The organism is Kineococcus siccus (assembly GCF_009906795.1).
GTDB classification, from domain to species: Bacteria; Actinomycetota; Actinomycetes; order Actinomycetales; family Kineococcaceae; genus Kineococcus; species Kineococcus siccus.
This window is the reverse complement of record NZ_JAAALN010000108.1, coordinates 1-14,392: the sequence shown is the minus strand read 5'-3', so window position 1 is coordinate 14,392 and position 14,392 is coordinate 1. Positions and strand designations below refer to the sequence as shown.

At 75.3% G+C, this 14,392-nt stretch carries 18 protein-coding genes; 7 read left to right on the top strand and 11 right to left on the bottom strand.

Features of this window, described 5'->3' with window-relative positions; translation table 11 throughout:
* Positions 1-270 (bottom strand): hypothetical protein (locus GTR02_RS12930; RefSeq protein WP_205709186.1); only part of this gene is annotated, 270 nt, incomplete at its 3' end.
* Between the two features lie 116 nt (positions 271-386).
* Between GTR02_RS12930 and GTR02_RS12925 the strand changes: the two genes are divergently transcribed.
* A complete protein-coding gene (locus GTR02_RS12925) occupies positions 387-935 on the top strand; it encodes a 2'-5' RNA ligase family protein (RefSeq protein ID WP_166607906.1) in 549 nt (182 codons plus the stop codon).
* A 39-nt stretch (positions 936-974) separates the two neighbouring features.
* On the opposite strand, the gene GTR02_RS12920 is transcribed toward GTR02_RS12925, so the two are convergent.
* Together GTR02_RS12920 and GTR02_RS12915 are read right to left on the bottom strand one after the other, a co-directional pair.
* The gene (locus GTR02_RS12920) at positions 975-1,583 is read right to left on the bottom strand and encodes a hypothetical protein (RefSeq protein WP_166607905.1); all 609 of its coding nucleotides are present in this window, start codon (positions 1,581-1,583) and stop codon (positions 975-977) included.
* Complete coding sequence (locus GTR02_RS12915) at positions 1,580-2,137, bottom strand: sigma-70 family RNA polymerase sigma factor (protein ID WP_205709185.1); 558 nt, start codon at positions 2,135-2,137, stop codon at positions 1,580-1,582. Before GTR02_RS12915 ends, GTR02_RS12920 begins: the two co-directional genes overlap by 4 nt.
* A 186-nt stretch (positions 2,138-2,323) precedes the next feature.
* On the opposite strand from GTR02_RS12915, the gene GTR02_RS12910 reads away from it, so the two are divergent.
* Positions 2,324-2,920, top strand: a complete 597-nt coding sequence (locus tag GTR02_RS12910) for a pyridoxamine 5'-phosphate oxidase family protein (protein WP_420814727.1) — start codon at positions 2,324-2,326, stop codon at positions 2,918-2,920.
* A gap of 41 nt (positions 2,921-2,961) precedes the next feature.
* On the top strand, positions 2,962-3,843 hold the full coding sequence (locus GTR02_RS12905) for a HEAT repeat domain-containing protein (RefSeq protein WP_166607903.1): 882 nt from the start codon (positions 2,962-2,964) through the stop codon (positions 3,841-3,843).
* A gap of 36 nt (positions 3,844-3,879) precedes the next feature.
* Here the strand turns inward: GTR02_RS12905 and GTR02_RS12900 are convergent, their stop codons facing one another.
* From GTR02_RS12900 to GTR02_RS12865, 8 genes are all read right to left on the bottom strand, one after another.
* Positions 3,880-4,797 (bottom strand): NAD-dependent epimerase/dehydratase family protein, encoded by a 918-nt coding sequence (locus GTR02_RS12900; RefSeq protein WP_166607902.1) that lies wholly within the window; start codon positions 4,795-4,797, stop codon positions 3,880-3,882.
* A 46-nt stretch (positions 4,798-4,843) separates the two neighbouring features.
* A complete protein-coding gene (locus tag GTR02_RS23880) occupies positions 4,844-5,314 on the bottom strand; it encodes a DUF3180 family protein (protein ID WP_166607901.1) in 471 nt (156 codons plus the stop codon).
* Positions 5,311-5,829, bottom strand: a complete 519-nt coding sequence (folK, locus tag GTR02_RS12890) for a 2-amino-4-hydroxy-6-hydroxymethyldihydropteridine diphosphokinase (RefSeq protein WP_166607900.1) — start codon at positions 5,827-5,829, stop codon at positions 5,311-5,313. The genes GTR02_RS23880 and folK overlap by 4 nt, the downstream gene beginning before the upstream one ends.
* Positions 5,826-6,239, bottom strand: a complete 414-nt coding sequence (gene folB / locus GTR02_RS12885) for a dihydroneopterin aldolase (protein WP_338073788.1) — start codon at positions 6,237-6,239, stop codon at positions 5,826-5,828. Before folB ends, folK begins: the two co-directional genes overlap by 4 nt.
* Positions 6,236-7,111 carry a dihydropteroate synthase gene (folP, locus tag GTR02_RS12880; RefSeq protein WP_338073787.1) on the bottom strand — a complete coding sequence of 292 codons (876 nt, stop codon included), beginning with the start codon at positions 7,109-7,111 and terminating at the stop codon, positions 6,236-6,238. Before folP ends, folB begins: the two co-directional genes overlap by 4 nt.
* Positions 7,112-7,115: 4 nt before the next feature.
* Positions 7,116-7,685 carry a GTP cyclohydrolase I FolE gene (gene folE, locus GTR02_RS12875; RefSeq protein WP_166607899.1) on the bottom strand — a complete coding sequence of 190 codons (570 nt, stop codon included), beginning with the start codon at positions 7,683-7,685 and terminating at the stop codon, positions 7,116-7,118.
* A complete protein-coding gene (gene ftsH / locus GTR02_RS12870; protein ID WP_166607898.1) occupies positions 7,682-9,679 on the bottom strand; it encodes an ATP-dependent zinc metalloprotease FtsH in 1,998 nt (665 codons plus the stop codon). The genes folE and ftsH overlap by 4 nt, the downstream gene beginning before the upstream one ends.
* Positions 9,680-9,884: 205 nt before the next feature.
* On the bottom strand, positions 9,885-10,550 hold the full coding sequence (locus GTR02_RS12865; protein ID WP_205709184.1) for a GntR family transcriptional regulator: 666 nt from the start codon (positions 10,548-10,550) through the stop codon (positions 9,885-9,887).
* A gap of 188 nt (positions 10,551-10,738) precedes the next feature.
* Here GTR02_RS12865 and GTR02_RS12860 point away from each other — a divergent pair, with 188 nt between their 5' ends.
* The 4 genes from GTR02_RS12860 to GTR02_RS12845 form a co-directional block, all read left to right on the top strand.
* Entirely contained in the window at positions 10,739-12,004 is a 1,266-nt protein-coding gene (locus GTR02_RS12860; RefSeq protein ID WP_166607897.1) for an NRAMP family divalent metal transporter, read from the top strand.
* Positions 12,005-12,018: 14 nt separating this feature from the next.
* On the top strand, positions 12,019-12,786 hold the full coding sequence (locus tag GTR02_RS12855; RefSeq protein WP_166607896.1) for a 5-oxoprolinase subunit PxpA: 768 nt from the start codon (positions 12,019-12,021) through the stop codon (positions 12,784-12,786).
* On the top strand, positions 12,783-13,571 hold the full coding sequence (locus GTR02_RS12850; RefSeq protein WP_166607895.1) for a putative hydro-lyase: 789 nt from the start codon (positions 12,783-12,785) through the stop codon (positions 13,569-13,571). The genes GTR02_RS12855 and GTR02_RS12850 overlap by 4 nt, the downstream gene beginning before the upstream one ends.
* Positions 13,568-14,392, top strand: an 825-nt coding sequence (locus GTR02_RS12845) for a carboxyltransferase domain-containing protein (protein ID WP_166607894.1), incomplete at its 3' end; no start/stop codon positions are given. The genes GTR02_RS12850 and GTR02_RS12845, both read left to right, overlap by 4 nt.

Here is a 14,392-nt window from a genome sequence, read left to right as displayed (position 1 = left end):
GCGCCGGCCGGTGGGCGCCCGGGCCGGCGCCAGGGGCGGCGGCGCCCCGGCCAGGTCCGGCGCGGGGACGGGCGGCGCGGGGACGGGCGGCGCGGCGACGGGAGGCGCGGCGACGGCCGGCCGCGGCTCGCCGCCCTCGCGCTCGCGCAGCAGCCCCTCGATGCTGACGAGCCGCTCGCCGATCCGCTGCAGGCCGTCGTTGAACTGCGCGAACTGCTCGGCGAGCTCCCGGCGCAGGAGCGCGTCGTCGACCTCGCGTGCCGGGCTCATGCGGTCCTCCGGGGGTGGGTCGACGGGACTCGGCACGCTAGCGGCGCAGGGGGTCCCGCGGACCGGAACCGTCCACAGCCACCCGCACGCGCGGCCGGCTGGAGAGGATGTCCCCCGTGGACAGCCCTCCTGCGCCGTCCCGGCCGACGACCACCGGCCTGGTCCTCACCGTCCCCGCGCTCGCCCCGGTGCTCGACCGGACCTCGCTGCCGACGGTGCCCACGGCGGCGGCGGGGGCCCCGCCGCACGTGACCGTCCTCTTCCCGTGGGTGCCCGGACCCGTGGCGCCGGCAGACCTGGCCCGGCTCGAGACCGCCGTGCGCGGGGCCGGCGCCGTCACCCTCACGTTCGCGCGCCTCGGGACCTTCGCCGACGGGGGCGTCCTCTTCCTGCGCCCCGACCCCGAGGAGGAGGTGCGCCGGCTGGTGCACCGGGTGCTGGCGGCGTTCCCGGACCAGCTCCCCTACGGCGGGCGGCACGGGGACCCCGTGCCGCACCTCACGGTCGCGCTGGCGGCGCCCGCGGAACTGCCGGACCTGGAGCGCGAGGTCGCCGCGGCGCTCGCCCCGCAGCTGCCCGTCACGGTGACCGTGGCGCACCTCAGCGTCCTGGAGCAGGTCCCGGGCGGCCGGTGGCACGAGACGCACCGCGTGTCCCTGGGCTGAGCGGCGGACCGGTCCCGGGTCCCCCCGGGACCGGTCCCGTCAGGCGAACGCCCGGTCGTACAGGCTCCGCAGGTCGTCGCCGGCGGGACCGCTCGCGCCGCAGCCCGCGATGACGCCGCCGTCGGCCGCGAGCAGGTAGCGCTCCCCCGCGACGAAGGGGACGGCGGAGGAGTCGTCCTGGCCCTCGGCCGGCTGCCGCACGACCACGCGGTCGTCGACGTCTCCCTTGAACCGTGCGAGGACCTCCAGCGTCACCTGCTGCCCCGCCACGGCCGTCACCTCGGCCTCGAAGGCGGTCTGCCGCTGCGCCAGCGCCTCCGGCGTCAGCACGGCGCAGCTCGCCGACGGGTCCGCGACCGCCGTCGTGAACGTCGTCGTGGGCGCCGGCTCCCGCGCCGTCAGGAAGACCGTCGCCACGCTCGCCGCCACGGCGAACCCCGCCGCGGCCGCCACGAACCTCCGCCGCGCCGGGCGGCGCTCCCGCCCGGCCCCGCGGACCTGCTCCTGCTCGTCGATCGCCATGACTCGCTCCCCCTTCGTGTGGACGTGCTCCGCCTCGAGCGGGAGGAGGTCGCGCGCCGGATCGGCCCGCCGCAGCAGGGCCCGCAGCGCCTCGTCCCCCTCGCGAGGACCCTCCGGACCCGTCACTGCCGACCCCCTCCCGTCACTGGCCTCGTGTCCGGCGGGAGTCCGTCCCTTGCACCGCGCTCCAGCTCGGTCCGCAGCTTCTTCTTCGCGCGGTGCAGGCGGACCGAGACGACGTCGGCGCCGACCCCCAGGACGAGGGCGATCTCGCGCGGGGCCAGCTCCTCCCACGCCCACAGCCGCAGCAGTTCCGCGTCGCGGGCGGGCAGCCGCGCGAGCGCGGCCCCGACGTCGTGGCCGAGGTCCGGGCCCCCCGCGTCGGGACCCTCGAGGACCTGCCGCGGAGGGTCGAGCACGCGCAGCCGCTCGACCAGCCGGAACCCGCGCCGCCGCGACCGCTCCGCGTTGGCCAGGCAGTGCCGCGCCACCCCGATCGACCACGCCACGGCAGCCTCCGGCGGCACCTCCGGCAAGCGCCGCCAGCACACGAGCAGCACCTCGTTGAGGACGTCGTCCGCGGTGGCGGCGTCGGTGCGCCGCGCGAGGTAGCGGCGCACGGGTTCGACCACCTCACGGGTCACGGCCGCGAAGCGGTCCCGCCCGTCGACGTCGGCCACAGGGTCCACGATCGTCCATGTCCGGCAGGGGCGGCGGTCTTTCCGCGACGCACCGCCCGCGTCGACGACGGCCGCGGGGCGCGCGCCGGGTGCAGACTGACCGGCGTGGACACCGCGGGCACGGGCACCGACGCAGGCACCGACACGCGCACGGACGGCGCGGTCGTCGTCACCCGGGAGTCGGAGCTGCGCGAGCTGCTCGGGACCCCGCTGCCGGCTGCGCTGGCCAAGGAGCGCACCCGGTTGCACGCGCTGGACCGCGAGTGGCTCGCCGCCTCGCCCTTCTGCCTGCTGGCCACGGCCGGCGCCGACGGGACGTGCGACGTCTCCCCGAAGGGCGACCCGCCGGGTTTCGTCCTCGTGCTGGACGACACGACGATCGCCCTGCCGGAACGCCCCGGGAACCGGCGCGTCGACGGGTTCCGCAACATCCTCGGCAACCCCCACGTCGGCCTCATCTCCTTCCTGCCGGGACGCGGGGACACGTTGCGCATCAACGGGTCTGCCCGCCTCGTGCGCGACGCCCCGTTCTTCGACCGGATGGTCGTGCGGGGCCACCGCCCGGTGCTGGCCGTCGTCGTCGACGTCGAGCAGGTGTTCCACCACTGCTCCAAGGCGTTCCTGCGCTCGGACCTGTGGAAGCCCGAGACCTGGGCGCCGGACGCCGTGACCGGCCGCGCCGAGATCTGCAAGACGCTCGAACGTCCCGAGGCCGACGTCGCGGAACTCGCGCGCTACTACGGCGAGGACTACGCCGCGGGCCTGTACCGGACGACGTCCTGAGCGCCGGCCCGGCCGAGGAGGCCCGCCGCCTGGGCGACCTGGTGAACGGCCACCCGGAGCACGTCCCGCACGTGGTGCCCGCCCTCGCGCGGCTGCTCGCGGCGACCGACGACGCCGAGGTCCTCGAGGCGGCCGTCGACGCGCTCGGGCACGCCTGGGACGCGCGGGCCGCGGCCGTGCTGCTCGACCTCGTGCCCGTGGCGCACCCCGACGCGCGGGTCCGGCTGTCGCTCGCGCAGGCGCTGCCCGGCGGGGTGGGCGAGCACGACGCAGGCGGCGACGAGGACGGGATCCGCGATCGCGTGGTCGAGGCTCTCGTGACCCTCACGGCGGACCACGAGCCCGCCGTGCGGGACTGGGCCGCCTTCGGCCTCGGGCAGCTCGCGGCGGACACCCTGGCCGTGCGCGACGCCCTCGCCGGGATGCTCGCCGACGACCACGTCGACGCCCGGTGCGAGGCCCTCGTGGCGCTGGCCCGGACCGGCGACGACCGCGCCCGGGCGGCCCTGCTCACCCGGCTCGACGCGCGGGGCACCCTCACGACCCTGGAGCTCGAGGCCGCGGCCGTCCTCGCCGACCCCGCGCTGCACCCGGCCCTGCTGCTCCTCGCCGAGGACTGGGCCGGGGACGAGGACGACTTCACCGCGCTGGTCGCCACGGCCCTGGCGCGCTGCGCGCCGGACGCCGGCGACCGCGCGGGTGCCGCCGAGCGGGCCGCGCTGGAGGAGGTCCGCCACCGGGTGCCGGGCCTCGCCCGCCTGGAGCTGCAGGGCGCCTACCCGCGCACCCGGCTGGTGTGCGCGCGGGAGGACGGCGACCCGCCCGTCTCCCTGGGGCTGTGGGACGACGGCGAGGACCCGCACGCCGACCGGGGGGCGGACGTCGTGGCCGCGGTCCTCGGGACGCTGCCGCCCCCGCGGTGACCGTGACGGAGCTTCCCCGCGCTGGCGATCGCCCCCTCAGGCGCCGGCGCGGGGGTCAGCCAGGACGTCGCGCCACGAGTGCTGCGGGGCGTAGCCGAGGAGGTCGCGCGCCTTGTCGATGCTGTAGAACGTCTCGTCGCGGCCCATCTCGCGGCGCACCTCGACGTCGGCGTAGAACGTGTCGATGACCTCCCGGGTGGTCGCCGCCACCGACATGTCGGCGTTGGCGACGTTGAACACCTGGTAACCGAGCCCGTCGGTCTCCAGGGCGCGCAGGGTCAGCTGGCCCAGGTCGCGGGTGTCGATGTAGGCGAAGATGTTGCGCCGCCGCAGCGACGGGTCCGCCAGGAACGGCGGGAACTTCTCGGCGTACTCGTGGGGCTCGATGACGTTGTTGATCCGCAGGCCGTAGACGTCCGCACCGGTGCGGGCCGCGAACGAGCGCGCGACCACCTCCCCCGCGACCTTCGACATGGCGTAGGCGTCCTCCGGCACCACGGGGTGCTCCTCGTCCACGGGAACGTAGAGCGGCTTGCGCTCGCCCCGCGCGAAGCAGACGCCGTAGGTCGTCTCCGACGAGGCGAAGACCACCTTGCGGATCCCGAGCCGGGTCGCGGCCTCGAGGACGTGGTAGTGCCCCAGCACGTTCGCCGCGAACGTCGTCGCGTCCGGGGCCAGGAGGAGGCTGGGGATCGCGGCGAAGTGGACGACGGCGTCGTAGCCCGACCCGCCGCCGGCCCGGGGGTCCGCCGCCTCGAGGTCGGCCATCGTGGGCATGCCCGCCAGGGCCGAGTAGACCTGACCGGCGTCGGTCAGGTCGACCCGGAGGTCGGTGACGTCGGGGTGGCGCAGCGGGGTGAGGTCGGCGTTGGTCACGTGGTGGCCCTGGGAGGCCAGGTACGGGGCGACGTGGTGTCCGGCCTTGCCGCTGCCGCCGGTGAAGAAGATGCGCATGCTCCACCCAACCACCCGGCGACCCGCCCGGGCACGGCGGCACGGCTCAGGAGCGGGCGAGGGTGCCCCGGTCGTCGTCCTCGGGCGGCACCCGGCACCAGCGCTCGACGATCAGCCCCGCGGCGAGCAGGAGCGCCGAGACCACGAGGTCCGCGACGCCCAGCACGAGCTGCGAGCGGCGCGCGGCGATGTCGGCGGTCGGCACGAAGTGGACGACGTAGCCGGCGAAGAAGCCGATCAGCAGCGCACCGGCGTAGGACGCCGACTTGGCCAGGGCGGCGGTGCGGGCCGCGCGGAGCGCGTCGATGCGGCGGCTCTTGTCGCCGCGGACCCACTGGCGCACGGGCCAGCCGAGCCCGAACACCGCGACGGCGAGCAGCCCGATGGTGAGGACCGTGCGCCACAGCAGCTCGGGCTCCGTGCCGCCGCGCGCGGTCCAGATGCGCAGCCCCGACCACGTCACGGCGGCGACGACGACGACGACCGCGACGAGCACGCCGCCCCGCGTGGGCCTCACCGCAGCACCACGGCGGGCTCGGGGTGGCGGACGCCGGCCGCGTCGGGCGCCGCCGCGAGCAGGTCCGCGACCCGGCCGCCGCCCGGTCCGGGCAGCACCGCGGCGGCGTCGACCTGCAGCCACGGCGCCAGCACGAAGGCGCGCTCGCGGGCGCGGGGGTGGGGCAGGACGAGCCGGTCGTCGGCCAGCACGAGGTCCCCGCAGCTGACGACGTCCACGTCGAGCACGCGCGGGCCCCAGGGCACCTTGGTGCTGCGGTCGAGGCCGTGGTCCGCCTCGACGCGGTGGCACGCGGCCAGCAGGGCGTGCGGGGTCAGGGTCGTGGTCACGAGGACGACGGCGTTGAGGAAGTCGGGCTGCTCCGGGCCGCCCACGGGGTCCGTCTCGACCGCCTCCGACACCGCGGTGACGGCGATGCCGTCGGTGGCGTCGAGCGCGGCGACGGCGGACGCGAGCACGGCGGCGCGGTCGCCCAGGTTGGCGCCCAGGGCCAGGACGGCGTCCACGGCCGTCACGCCCGGACCCGGCGCACGACGAGCTCGACGTCGTCGAAGGGCACCGGGATCGGCGCCTGCGGCTTGTGCACGACGACGTCGACCGCGGCCACGAGCGGCGACGCCGCCAGGCAGCGCGCGGCGACGAGCTCGGCCAGGCGCTCGAGCAGGGCCACCGGCTCCCCCGTCAGGACGCCCACGAGCTCCTGCGCGAGGACGCCGTAGTGGACCGTCCGCGTCAGGTCGTCGCCCGCGGCCGCGGCGCGGACGTCCAGGTGCAGGGCGACGTCGAGGGCGAACGGCTGACCCAGCTCCCGCTCCGACGCCAGGACGCCGTGGCGGCCGATCGCGCGCAGGCCCCGCAGGACGATGCGGTCCAGGACCCGGCCCTCGGCGTCCAGGACGGGACCGGCGGCGTCGAGCGAGCTCACGCGGGACCCTGCTCCGTGCGGTGCCGCGCCGCGGGGCCGCACCACGCCGCGGCGACCCGGACGGCGGCGGCGGACGCGCGCGGCTCGTGCACGCGGACGCCCCACGCGCCCGCTGCGGCGGCCAGGGCGGACACGGCGGCCGTGGCGTCGTCGCGCTCGGGAGCGGGCGGCACCTCGCCGCCCGCGGCCAGCAGGCTCCCGAGGAACCGCTTGCGGGAGGCGCCCACGAGCAGGGGGCGGCCCAGGCCGGCGAGCCGGGGCAGGTCGCGCAGGAGCGCCCAGTCGTGCTCGGCCACCTTGGCGAAGCCCAGCCCCGGGTCCAGCACGACGCGCTCGCGCGGGACCCCCGCGGCCTCGACCGCCGCCAGCCGGGCGCCGAGCTCCGCCTCGACCTCGGCGACGACGTCGTCGTAGCGGGCCAGCGAGGTCATGACGTCGGAGGGCCCGCGCCAGTGCGACAGGACGTAGCGCAGCTCGGGCACGTCGGCGGCGAGCTCGGCCACCGTCGCGGCCATGGCCGGGTCCGCGAGGCCGCCCGAGACGTCGTTGACGACGACGGCACCGGCCGCGACGGCGGCGCGGGCCACCTCGGCGCGCATGGTGTCGACGCTCACGACGACGCCCGCGGCGCGCAGCCCGCGCACGACGGGCAGCACCCGGCGCGCCTCCTCGTCGGCGCTGACGCGCGCCGCCCCGGGGCGGGTCGACTCCCCGCCCACGTCGACGAGGTCCGCGCCCTGCGCCACGAGCTCGACCCCGCGCGCGACGGCCACGTCGGGGGCCAGGAACCGGCCGCCGTCGGAGAAGGAGTCGGGCGTGGTGTTCAGGACGCCCACCACGAGGCAGCGTCCGCCGGGCAGCGGGGCGGTCACCGCGTCACCGCCCGGCCAGGATGAGGCTCATGGCCTCGGCGCGCGTCGCGGGGTTGCGCAGCGCCCCCCGCACCGCGGAGGTCACCGTGGTCGAGCCGGGCTTGCGCACGCCGCGCATCGTCATGCAGGAGTGCTCGCACTCGAGGACCACCACGACGCCGCGCGGGTGCAGCGCGGTGACCAGGGCGTCGGCCACCTGGGTCGTGATGCGCTCCTGCAGCTGCAGGCGGCGCGCGTAGACGTCGACGATGCGGGCCAGCTTCGACAGGCCCGTGACGCGGCCGTGCTCGCCCGGGATGTACCCGACGTGCGCGACGCCGGAGAAGGGCAGCAGGTGGTGCTCGCACGTCGACTGCAGCTCGATGTCCTTCACGAGCACCAGCTCGTCGTGCTCCAGGCCGAAGTCGGTGGCCAGCACGGCCGCCGGGTCCTGCCGGCTGCCGGCGAGCTGCTCGGCCCACGCGCGGGCGACCCGCGCGGGGGTGTCGCGCAGACCCTCGCGGTCCGGGTCCTCGCCGAGGGCGAGGAGGAGCTCCCGGACCGCGGACTCGGCGCGGAGGGCGTCGAAGCTCACGACCCCTCGTGGGTCCCGTTCTGCTGGCCGTAGCCGTTCACAGGCGTCTGGAACTGGCCGCCGTGGCCGTTGAGCTGCGCGCGCTCGGAGGGGCCGGGGACCGGCGGGATCTCCGAGACGGCGCGGCGCTCGCTGGACAGCCACACGGGGCGCTGCGGGCGCTTGACGACGGGCCGGAAGATCTCCGCCAGCTCCGCCTGGTTCAGCGTCTCCTTCTCCAGCAGCGCGACGACGAGGGCGTCGAGGACCGGGCGGTGCTCGACGAGCACCTCCCACGCCTCGTCGTGCGCGGCCTCGATGAGCCGGCGCACCTCCTCGTCGACGATGCCGGCGACGCCCTCGGAGTAGTCGCGCTCGTGACCCATGTCGCGGCCGAGGAAGACCTCGCCGCCGCTGGACCCCAGCTTGATCGCCCCGACGCGCTCGCTCATGCCGTACTGCGTGACCATCTTGCGGGCCATGCCGGTGGCCTTCTCGATGTCGTTCGAGGCGCCCGTCGTGGGGTCGTGGAAGACGAGCTCCTCCGCGACGCGGCCGCCGAGGGCGTAGGCGAGCTGGTCGAGGATCTCGTTGCGCGAGGTGGAGTACTTGTCCTCGGTCGGCAGGACCATCGTGTAGCCCAGGGCCCGGCCGCGCGGGAGGATCGTGACCTTGGAGACCGGGTCGGTGTTGGCCATCGCCGCGGCCACCAGGGCGTGCCCGCCCTCGTGGTAGGCCGTGACGCGCAGCTCCTTCTCGTTCATCCGGCGCGTGCGCTTCTGCGGCCCGGCGATGACGCGGTCGATCGCCTCGTCCAGCGCCTGGTCGTCGATCACCTTGGCGTTGGCGCGGGCGGTGAGCAGCGCGGCCTCGTTGAGGACGTTGGCCAGGTCCGCCCCCGAGAAGCCCGGGGTGCGGCGCGCGACCGACAGCAGGTCGACCGTGGGCAGCATCGGCTTGCCCTTGGCGTGCACCTGGAGGATCTTGTGGCGGCCCTCCATGTCGGGCGCCTCCACCGCGATCTGGCGGTCGAAGCGGCCCGGGCGCAGCAGGGCCGGGTCGAGGATGTCGGGGCGGTTCGTGGCGGCGATGAGGATGACGTTCGTCTTGACGTCGAACCCGTCCATCTCGACGAGGAGCTGGTTCAGGGTCTGCTCGCGCTCGTCGTGCCCGCCGCCCATGCCGGCGCCGCGGTGGCGGCCGACGGCGTCGATCTCGTCGACGAAGATGATCGCCGGCGCGTTGTTCTTGGCCTGCTCGAAGAGGTCCCGGACGCGGCTCGCGCCGACACCCACGAACATCTCGACGAAGTCCGACCCGGAGATCGAGTAGAACGGGACGCCGGCCTCACCCGCGACGGCGCGGGCCAGCAGGGTCTTGCCGGTGCCGGGCGGGCCGTAGAGCAGGACGCCCTTGGGGATCTTCGCGCCGACGGCCTGGAACTTGGCGGGCTCGGAGAGGAACTCCTTGATCTCGTAGAGCTCCTCGACGGCCTCGTCGGCCCCGGCGACGTCCGCGAACGTCGTCTTCGGGGTGTCCTTGGTCATCATCTTGGCCTTGGACTTGCCGAACTGCATGACCTTGCTGCCGCCGCCCTGCATCTGGCTCATGAGGAACCAGAAGAGGAGGAGCAGGATGATCAGCGGCCCGATGGTGAAGAGCAGCGACTGCAGGACGCCGGTGCGGGGGACCTCGTCGGTCACCGTCAGGTCGCCCCGGTTGGGGGCCTCCTCCAGAGCGTTGACCACGTCGACGCCGCGCTGCGCGATGTAGTAGGAGCGGACCTGCTCGGCGCCGTTCTCGCGCGTCCCCGCGGTCAGCGTCAGGTCCATGCGCTGGGCGCCGTCGGTCAGCACCGCGCTCTTGACCTTGCCGTCCTGGATCAGCTGCAGGGCGCGCGTCGTGGAGACCTCGGTCGTGTTGCCGTTGGCGAAGAAGGACGCGCCGATCGCGACGGCGGCGATGGCGACGACGATCCAGACGATCGGACCGCGGAAGATGCGCTTCAGATTCATCGGTGGAGGGGTCGCCCCCTGTCCCTCCTGCTAGCCCTGCGAACTCTTGACGGTACACCGCAGCCCGCGTGCTCATCCCGGCCGCTCACTGCTCGAACGGGCGGGGTGGCGCCCCTGTTCCGCGGTCGGGCGACCGCTTCGCTGCGGGCGGACACCCGGCCCGCGGGCGGGAGCGCCGGCCTCGGGACCGCACCCGCGGAGCGGCTCAGCCCAGACCCAGCCGCGCGTACGCCCCGAGCACGGTCCGCTCGGACTCGGTCAGGTAGTCCTCCAGCTCCCGGGCGGCCGCCGGGCCGCCGGCCGTGACGAACGTCTCCAGCACCGAGCGGTTGCGGCCCACGAAGGCGCCGTGCAGCGTCTGCGGGTCGCCGATGACGAGGAAGGCCAGCCGCAGCTCGGCGCCGAGCTGCCGGTAGGTCCGCGTGAGGCGCGGGCTGTCCGCCAGGGAGACCAGGGCGGCGTGGAAGGCCGTGTTGGCCGTCCCCACCCCGACCCAGTCCCCCGCGGCCGCCGCGGCCTCGGCGGCCTCCACCGCCGCGCGCACCTGCACGGTGGCGGGGTGCCGCGGGTCGGCCCGGGCCAGCACGCCCGCCTCGAGGTGGCGCCGGACGCGGTAGATGTCCAGGACGTCGGCCACCCGCGGGGCGGTGACCGAGACCCCCCGGTGCGGGACGTGCTCCAGGAGGCCCTGCTCGGCCAGGACCCGGAAGGCCTCGCGCAGGGTGTTGCGGGAGACGGAGAACCGCTCGGCCAGCTCCGCCTCCGAGAGCCGGCGCCCCGGGCGGAACTCCCCGGCGGCGATCCGGGCGCTGAGCTGCTCGGCCAGCGTGCCGTCCTCGCGCGCGGTCCCGGGCACCATCTCGGCGGTCACCGCGTCATCACCGGCTCATCGTAGGTCTCGAGGCAGCGGCCGGACGGCTGTCGTCGCGGCAGGACGTCACACGAACGCAACAGTGAGAAACACGTTGTTCAACAATCCAGGCCATTGTGTTCTGCAACCAGCGGTGCCAGAGTGCTGCCGTCCAGGCAGCGTCGCCACGGAGTCCACGGGAGCAGCCCATGACCGGCAGCAGCAGCACGCAGGAGGGCGGCACCCCCGCCCTCGCCACGAGTCGCCGGTCGAGGCGCGGCCCGATCGTGGGCGCGATCTTCCTCATGGCCACCTCGGCCATCGGTCCGGGGTTCATCACCCAGACGGCGACCTTCACCGCCACCCTCGGGGCGGCCTTCGCCTTCGCGATCCTGATCTCGATCCTCATCGACTTCGCCGTGCAGATGAACGTCTGGCGGCTCATCACCGTCACCGGCAAGCGCGCCGGGGACCTGGCCAACAGCGCGGTCCCGTACAGCGGCCACGTCCTGACCGTGCTGATCGTCGTGGGCGGGCTCGCGTTCAACATCGGCAACATCGCCGGCGGCGGGCTGGGCCTGAACGCCCTGCTCGGCCTCGACCCCAAGGTCGGCGGCCTGCTCACCGGCGCGCTGGCCATCGCCATCTTCCTGTTCAAGCGGGCCGGCACCGTCGTGGACCGCGTAGTCGTGGTGCTGGGCATCGGCATGATCGTCATGACCGTGGTCGTCGCGGTCGTCTCGGGCCCGCCCGTCGGCGACGCCTTCCGGCAGACCTTCGTGCCGGACACCGTCAACTTCGCGACCATCACCACGATCGTGGGCGGCACCGTCGGCGGCTACATCACCTACGCCGGCGCCCACCGCTACCTGGACTCCGGGCAGACCGGCGTCGCGCACGTCCGCGACGTCCACCGGGCCTCGGTGACCGGCATCCTCGTCACGGGCGTCATGCGCTACGTCCTGTTCCTCGCGATCCTGGGCGTCGTCGCCTCCGGGGTCGCGCTCGACCTGTCGGGCCAGGCGGCCAACCCCGCGGGACAGGCGTTCGGCGCCGTCCTCGGCGACGCCGGCATCCGCGTCTTCGGCGCCATCTTCTGGGCCGCGTCGATCACCTCCGTCATCGGCGCCGCCTACACCTCCTCGACCTTCCTCTCGACCTTCTCCCGCCGCCTGGCCGGCGGGTGGCCGCTGCAGCTGACCACCGTCGCCTTCATCGTGGTCTCGCTGGTCGTCTACCTCTCGATCGGCACCGCGCCGGCCGCGCTGCTGGTGTTCGTCGGCGGGTTCAACGGGCTGATCCTCCCGATCGGCATGACGGTCTTCCTCTACATCGGCTGGTTCCGGCAGCGCGACGTCCTGGGCGGGTACGCCTACCCGAGGTGGCTGCTCGTCGTGGGGACCGTCGCCCTGGCGATCAGCTACTTCATGGCCTCGCAGTCCATCGGGCCCGTCTTCGCCTTCCTGTCCGCCTGAGCGAGAGGACCACCGTGACGAGCATCGACCTGAACTCCGACCTCGGCGAGAACACACCCGACCGGCCGGTCTCCGACGACGCGGCGATGCTCGGGATCGTCTCCAGCGCGAACGTCTCCTGCGGGTTCCACGCCGGCAGCCCCGAGGGGATCCGCGAGACGCTGCTGGCGGCCACCCGGGGCGGCGTGACGATCGGCGCCCACCCCGGGTACCGCGACCACGAGAACTTCGGCCGCGAACGCCTCGACCTGCCCGCCGCCACCCTGCAGGCGCACGTGGAGTACCAGCTCGGCGCGGTGTGGGCCCTGACGCGCTCCGTCGGCGGCTCCGTCGCCTACGTCAAACCCCACGGCGCCCTCTACAACACCATCGCCGTCGACGCGGCGACCGCCGCCGTCGTGGTCGCGGCCGTCAGGGCCGTCGACCCCTCGCTGGTCGTGCTGGGGCTGGCCGGTGGCGTGGTCCTCGACGTCGCCGAACGCGCGGGACTGGCGACGGCGGCCGAGGCGTTCGCCGACCGCGCCTACACGCCGCAGGGGCAGCTCGTCTCCCGCAAGGAACCAGGCGCGGTGCTGCACGACGCCGACGAGGTCGCGGCGCGGATGGTCCGGCTGGTCTCCGAGGGGGTCGTCCGGGCGGTCGACGGCAGCGACGTGGCGGTGCGCGCGCAGTCGGTGTGCGTGCACGGCGACAGCCCGGGCGCGATCGGGATGGCCGCGGCGACGCGTGCCGCCCTGGTCGGAGCGGGCGTGCAGATCGCGTCGTTCGTGGGCCGCTCGTGACCGCTGCGGCCGCCCGCGCCCGCTACCGGGCGGGCCTGCGGGAACCGACGAGCGGGGTCGCCCCCGGCCTGACCCAGGCGAACCTGGTGGCCGTCCCCGCCGACTGGGCCTTCGACGTGCTGCTGTTCGCGCAGCGGAACCCGAGGTCCTGCCCCGTGCTGGAGGTGCTGGAACCCGGCGAGGTCGAGTCGCGGCTGGCGCCGGGTTCGGACGTGCGGACCGACCTGCCCGCCTACCGCGTCTGGCGCGACGGTCTGGTCGTCGAGGAGGTCACCGACGCGACCCCGCACTGGGACGGCCTGGTGACGTTCCTCATCGGGTGCAGCTTCACGTTCGAGCACCCGCTGGCCGCCGCGGGCATCCCGATCCGCCACCAGGAGCTCGGCCGCAACGTCCCGATGTACCGGACGGACCGGGCCTGCGCACCGGCCGGGCGGCTGCACGGCGACCTCGTGGTCTCCATGCGCCCCGTCGCGGCGGACCGGGTGGCCGACGCGGTCGCGATCTCGGGCCGGTTCCCGGCCGTCCACGGGGCCCCCGTGCACGTCGGCGACCCCGCCGCGCTGGGCATCGCGTCGCTCGACGCCCCCGACTTCGGCGACCCGCCGGAGGTGCGCGACGGGGAGGTCCCGGTGTTCTGGGCCTGCGGGGTCACGCCGCAGGTGGCGCTGCTGGAGTCCCGGCCGCCGTTCGCGGTGACCCACGCGCCCGGGCACATGTTCGTCACCGACGTGCCCGACTCCCGGTACGACACCTCGCACGGGGACGACGGGCCCGCGTCGTGAGGGTCCTGCCCGTCAGCGACACGGCCGTCATGCTGGAACTGCCCGACCTCGAGGTCACGACACGGGTGTTCGCCGCGCTGACGGCCGCGGAGGTCACCGGGGTGCGCGAGGTCGTCCCGGCCGCGCGGACGGTCCTGGTGCTGTTCGACCCCCGGCGCGTCTCCCCCACCGACCTCGTGCGGCGGTTGCGTGCGGTGCAGCCCGCCGCGCAGGCGTCCGGTACGGGCCGGTCGGTCACCCTCGACGTGCGCTACGACGGGCAGGACCTGGCCGAGGCGGCCGGTCTGCTGGGGATCAGCGTCGCGGAGCTCGTCCGCCGGCACCAGGCGGCGACGTGGACCGTCGCCTTCGCCGGGTACGCCCCGGGTTTCGGCTACCTCGTGGGCGACGACGACGTGTTCGACGTGCCCCGCCGGTCCTCCCCCCGGACCAGGATCCCCGCGGGTTCGGTCGGGCTGGCGGGGAGGTTCTCCGGCGTCTACCCGCGGGAGAGCCCCGGCGGCTGGCAGCTCATCGGCCGCACCGACGCCGCGATGTGGGACCTGGACCGCGACCCGCCCGCGCTGCTCGGCCCGGGCACCGCGGTGCGGTTCCGGGCGGTCGAGCGCGAGCTCGTCGTCACCGCCCCCGCCCGGCCGGCGCCCGTGGCCTCGCCGTCCTCCCTCGAGGTCGCGAGTCCCGGGGTGCAGCTCGTCGTGCAGGACCTGGGCCGGCCCGGGCACCTGGACGAGGGGGTCGCCGCCTCCGGCGCGGCCGACCGCACGGCCGTGCGGACGGCCAACCGTGCCGTCGGGAACTCCCCGGGGGCGGCGGTGCTGGAG

Bases quoted from the DNA above. Each gene is read 5' to 3' on its own strand.
- GTR02_RS12900 (WP_166607902.1), bottom strand. From the start codon at position 4,797: ATGCGCATCTTCTTCACCGGCGGCAGCGGCAAGGCCGGACACCACGTC.
- ftsH (WP_166607898.1), bottom strand. From the start codon at position 9,679: ATGAATCTGAAGCGCATCTTCCGCGGTCCGATCGTCTGGATCGTCGTC.
- GTR02_RS12860 (WP_166607897.1), top strand. From the start codon at position 10,739: ATGACCGGCAGCAGCAGCACGCAGGAGGGCGGCACCCCCGCCCTCGCC.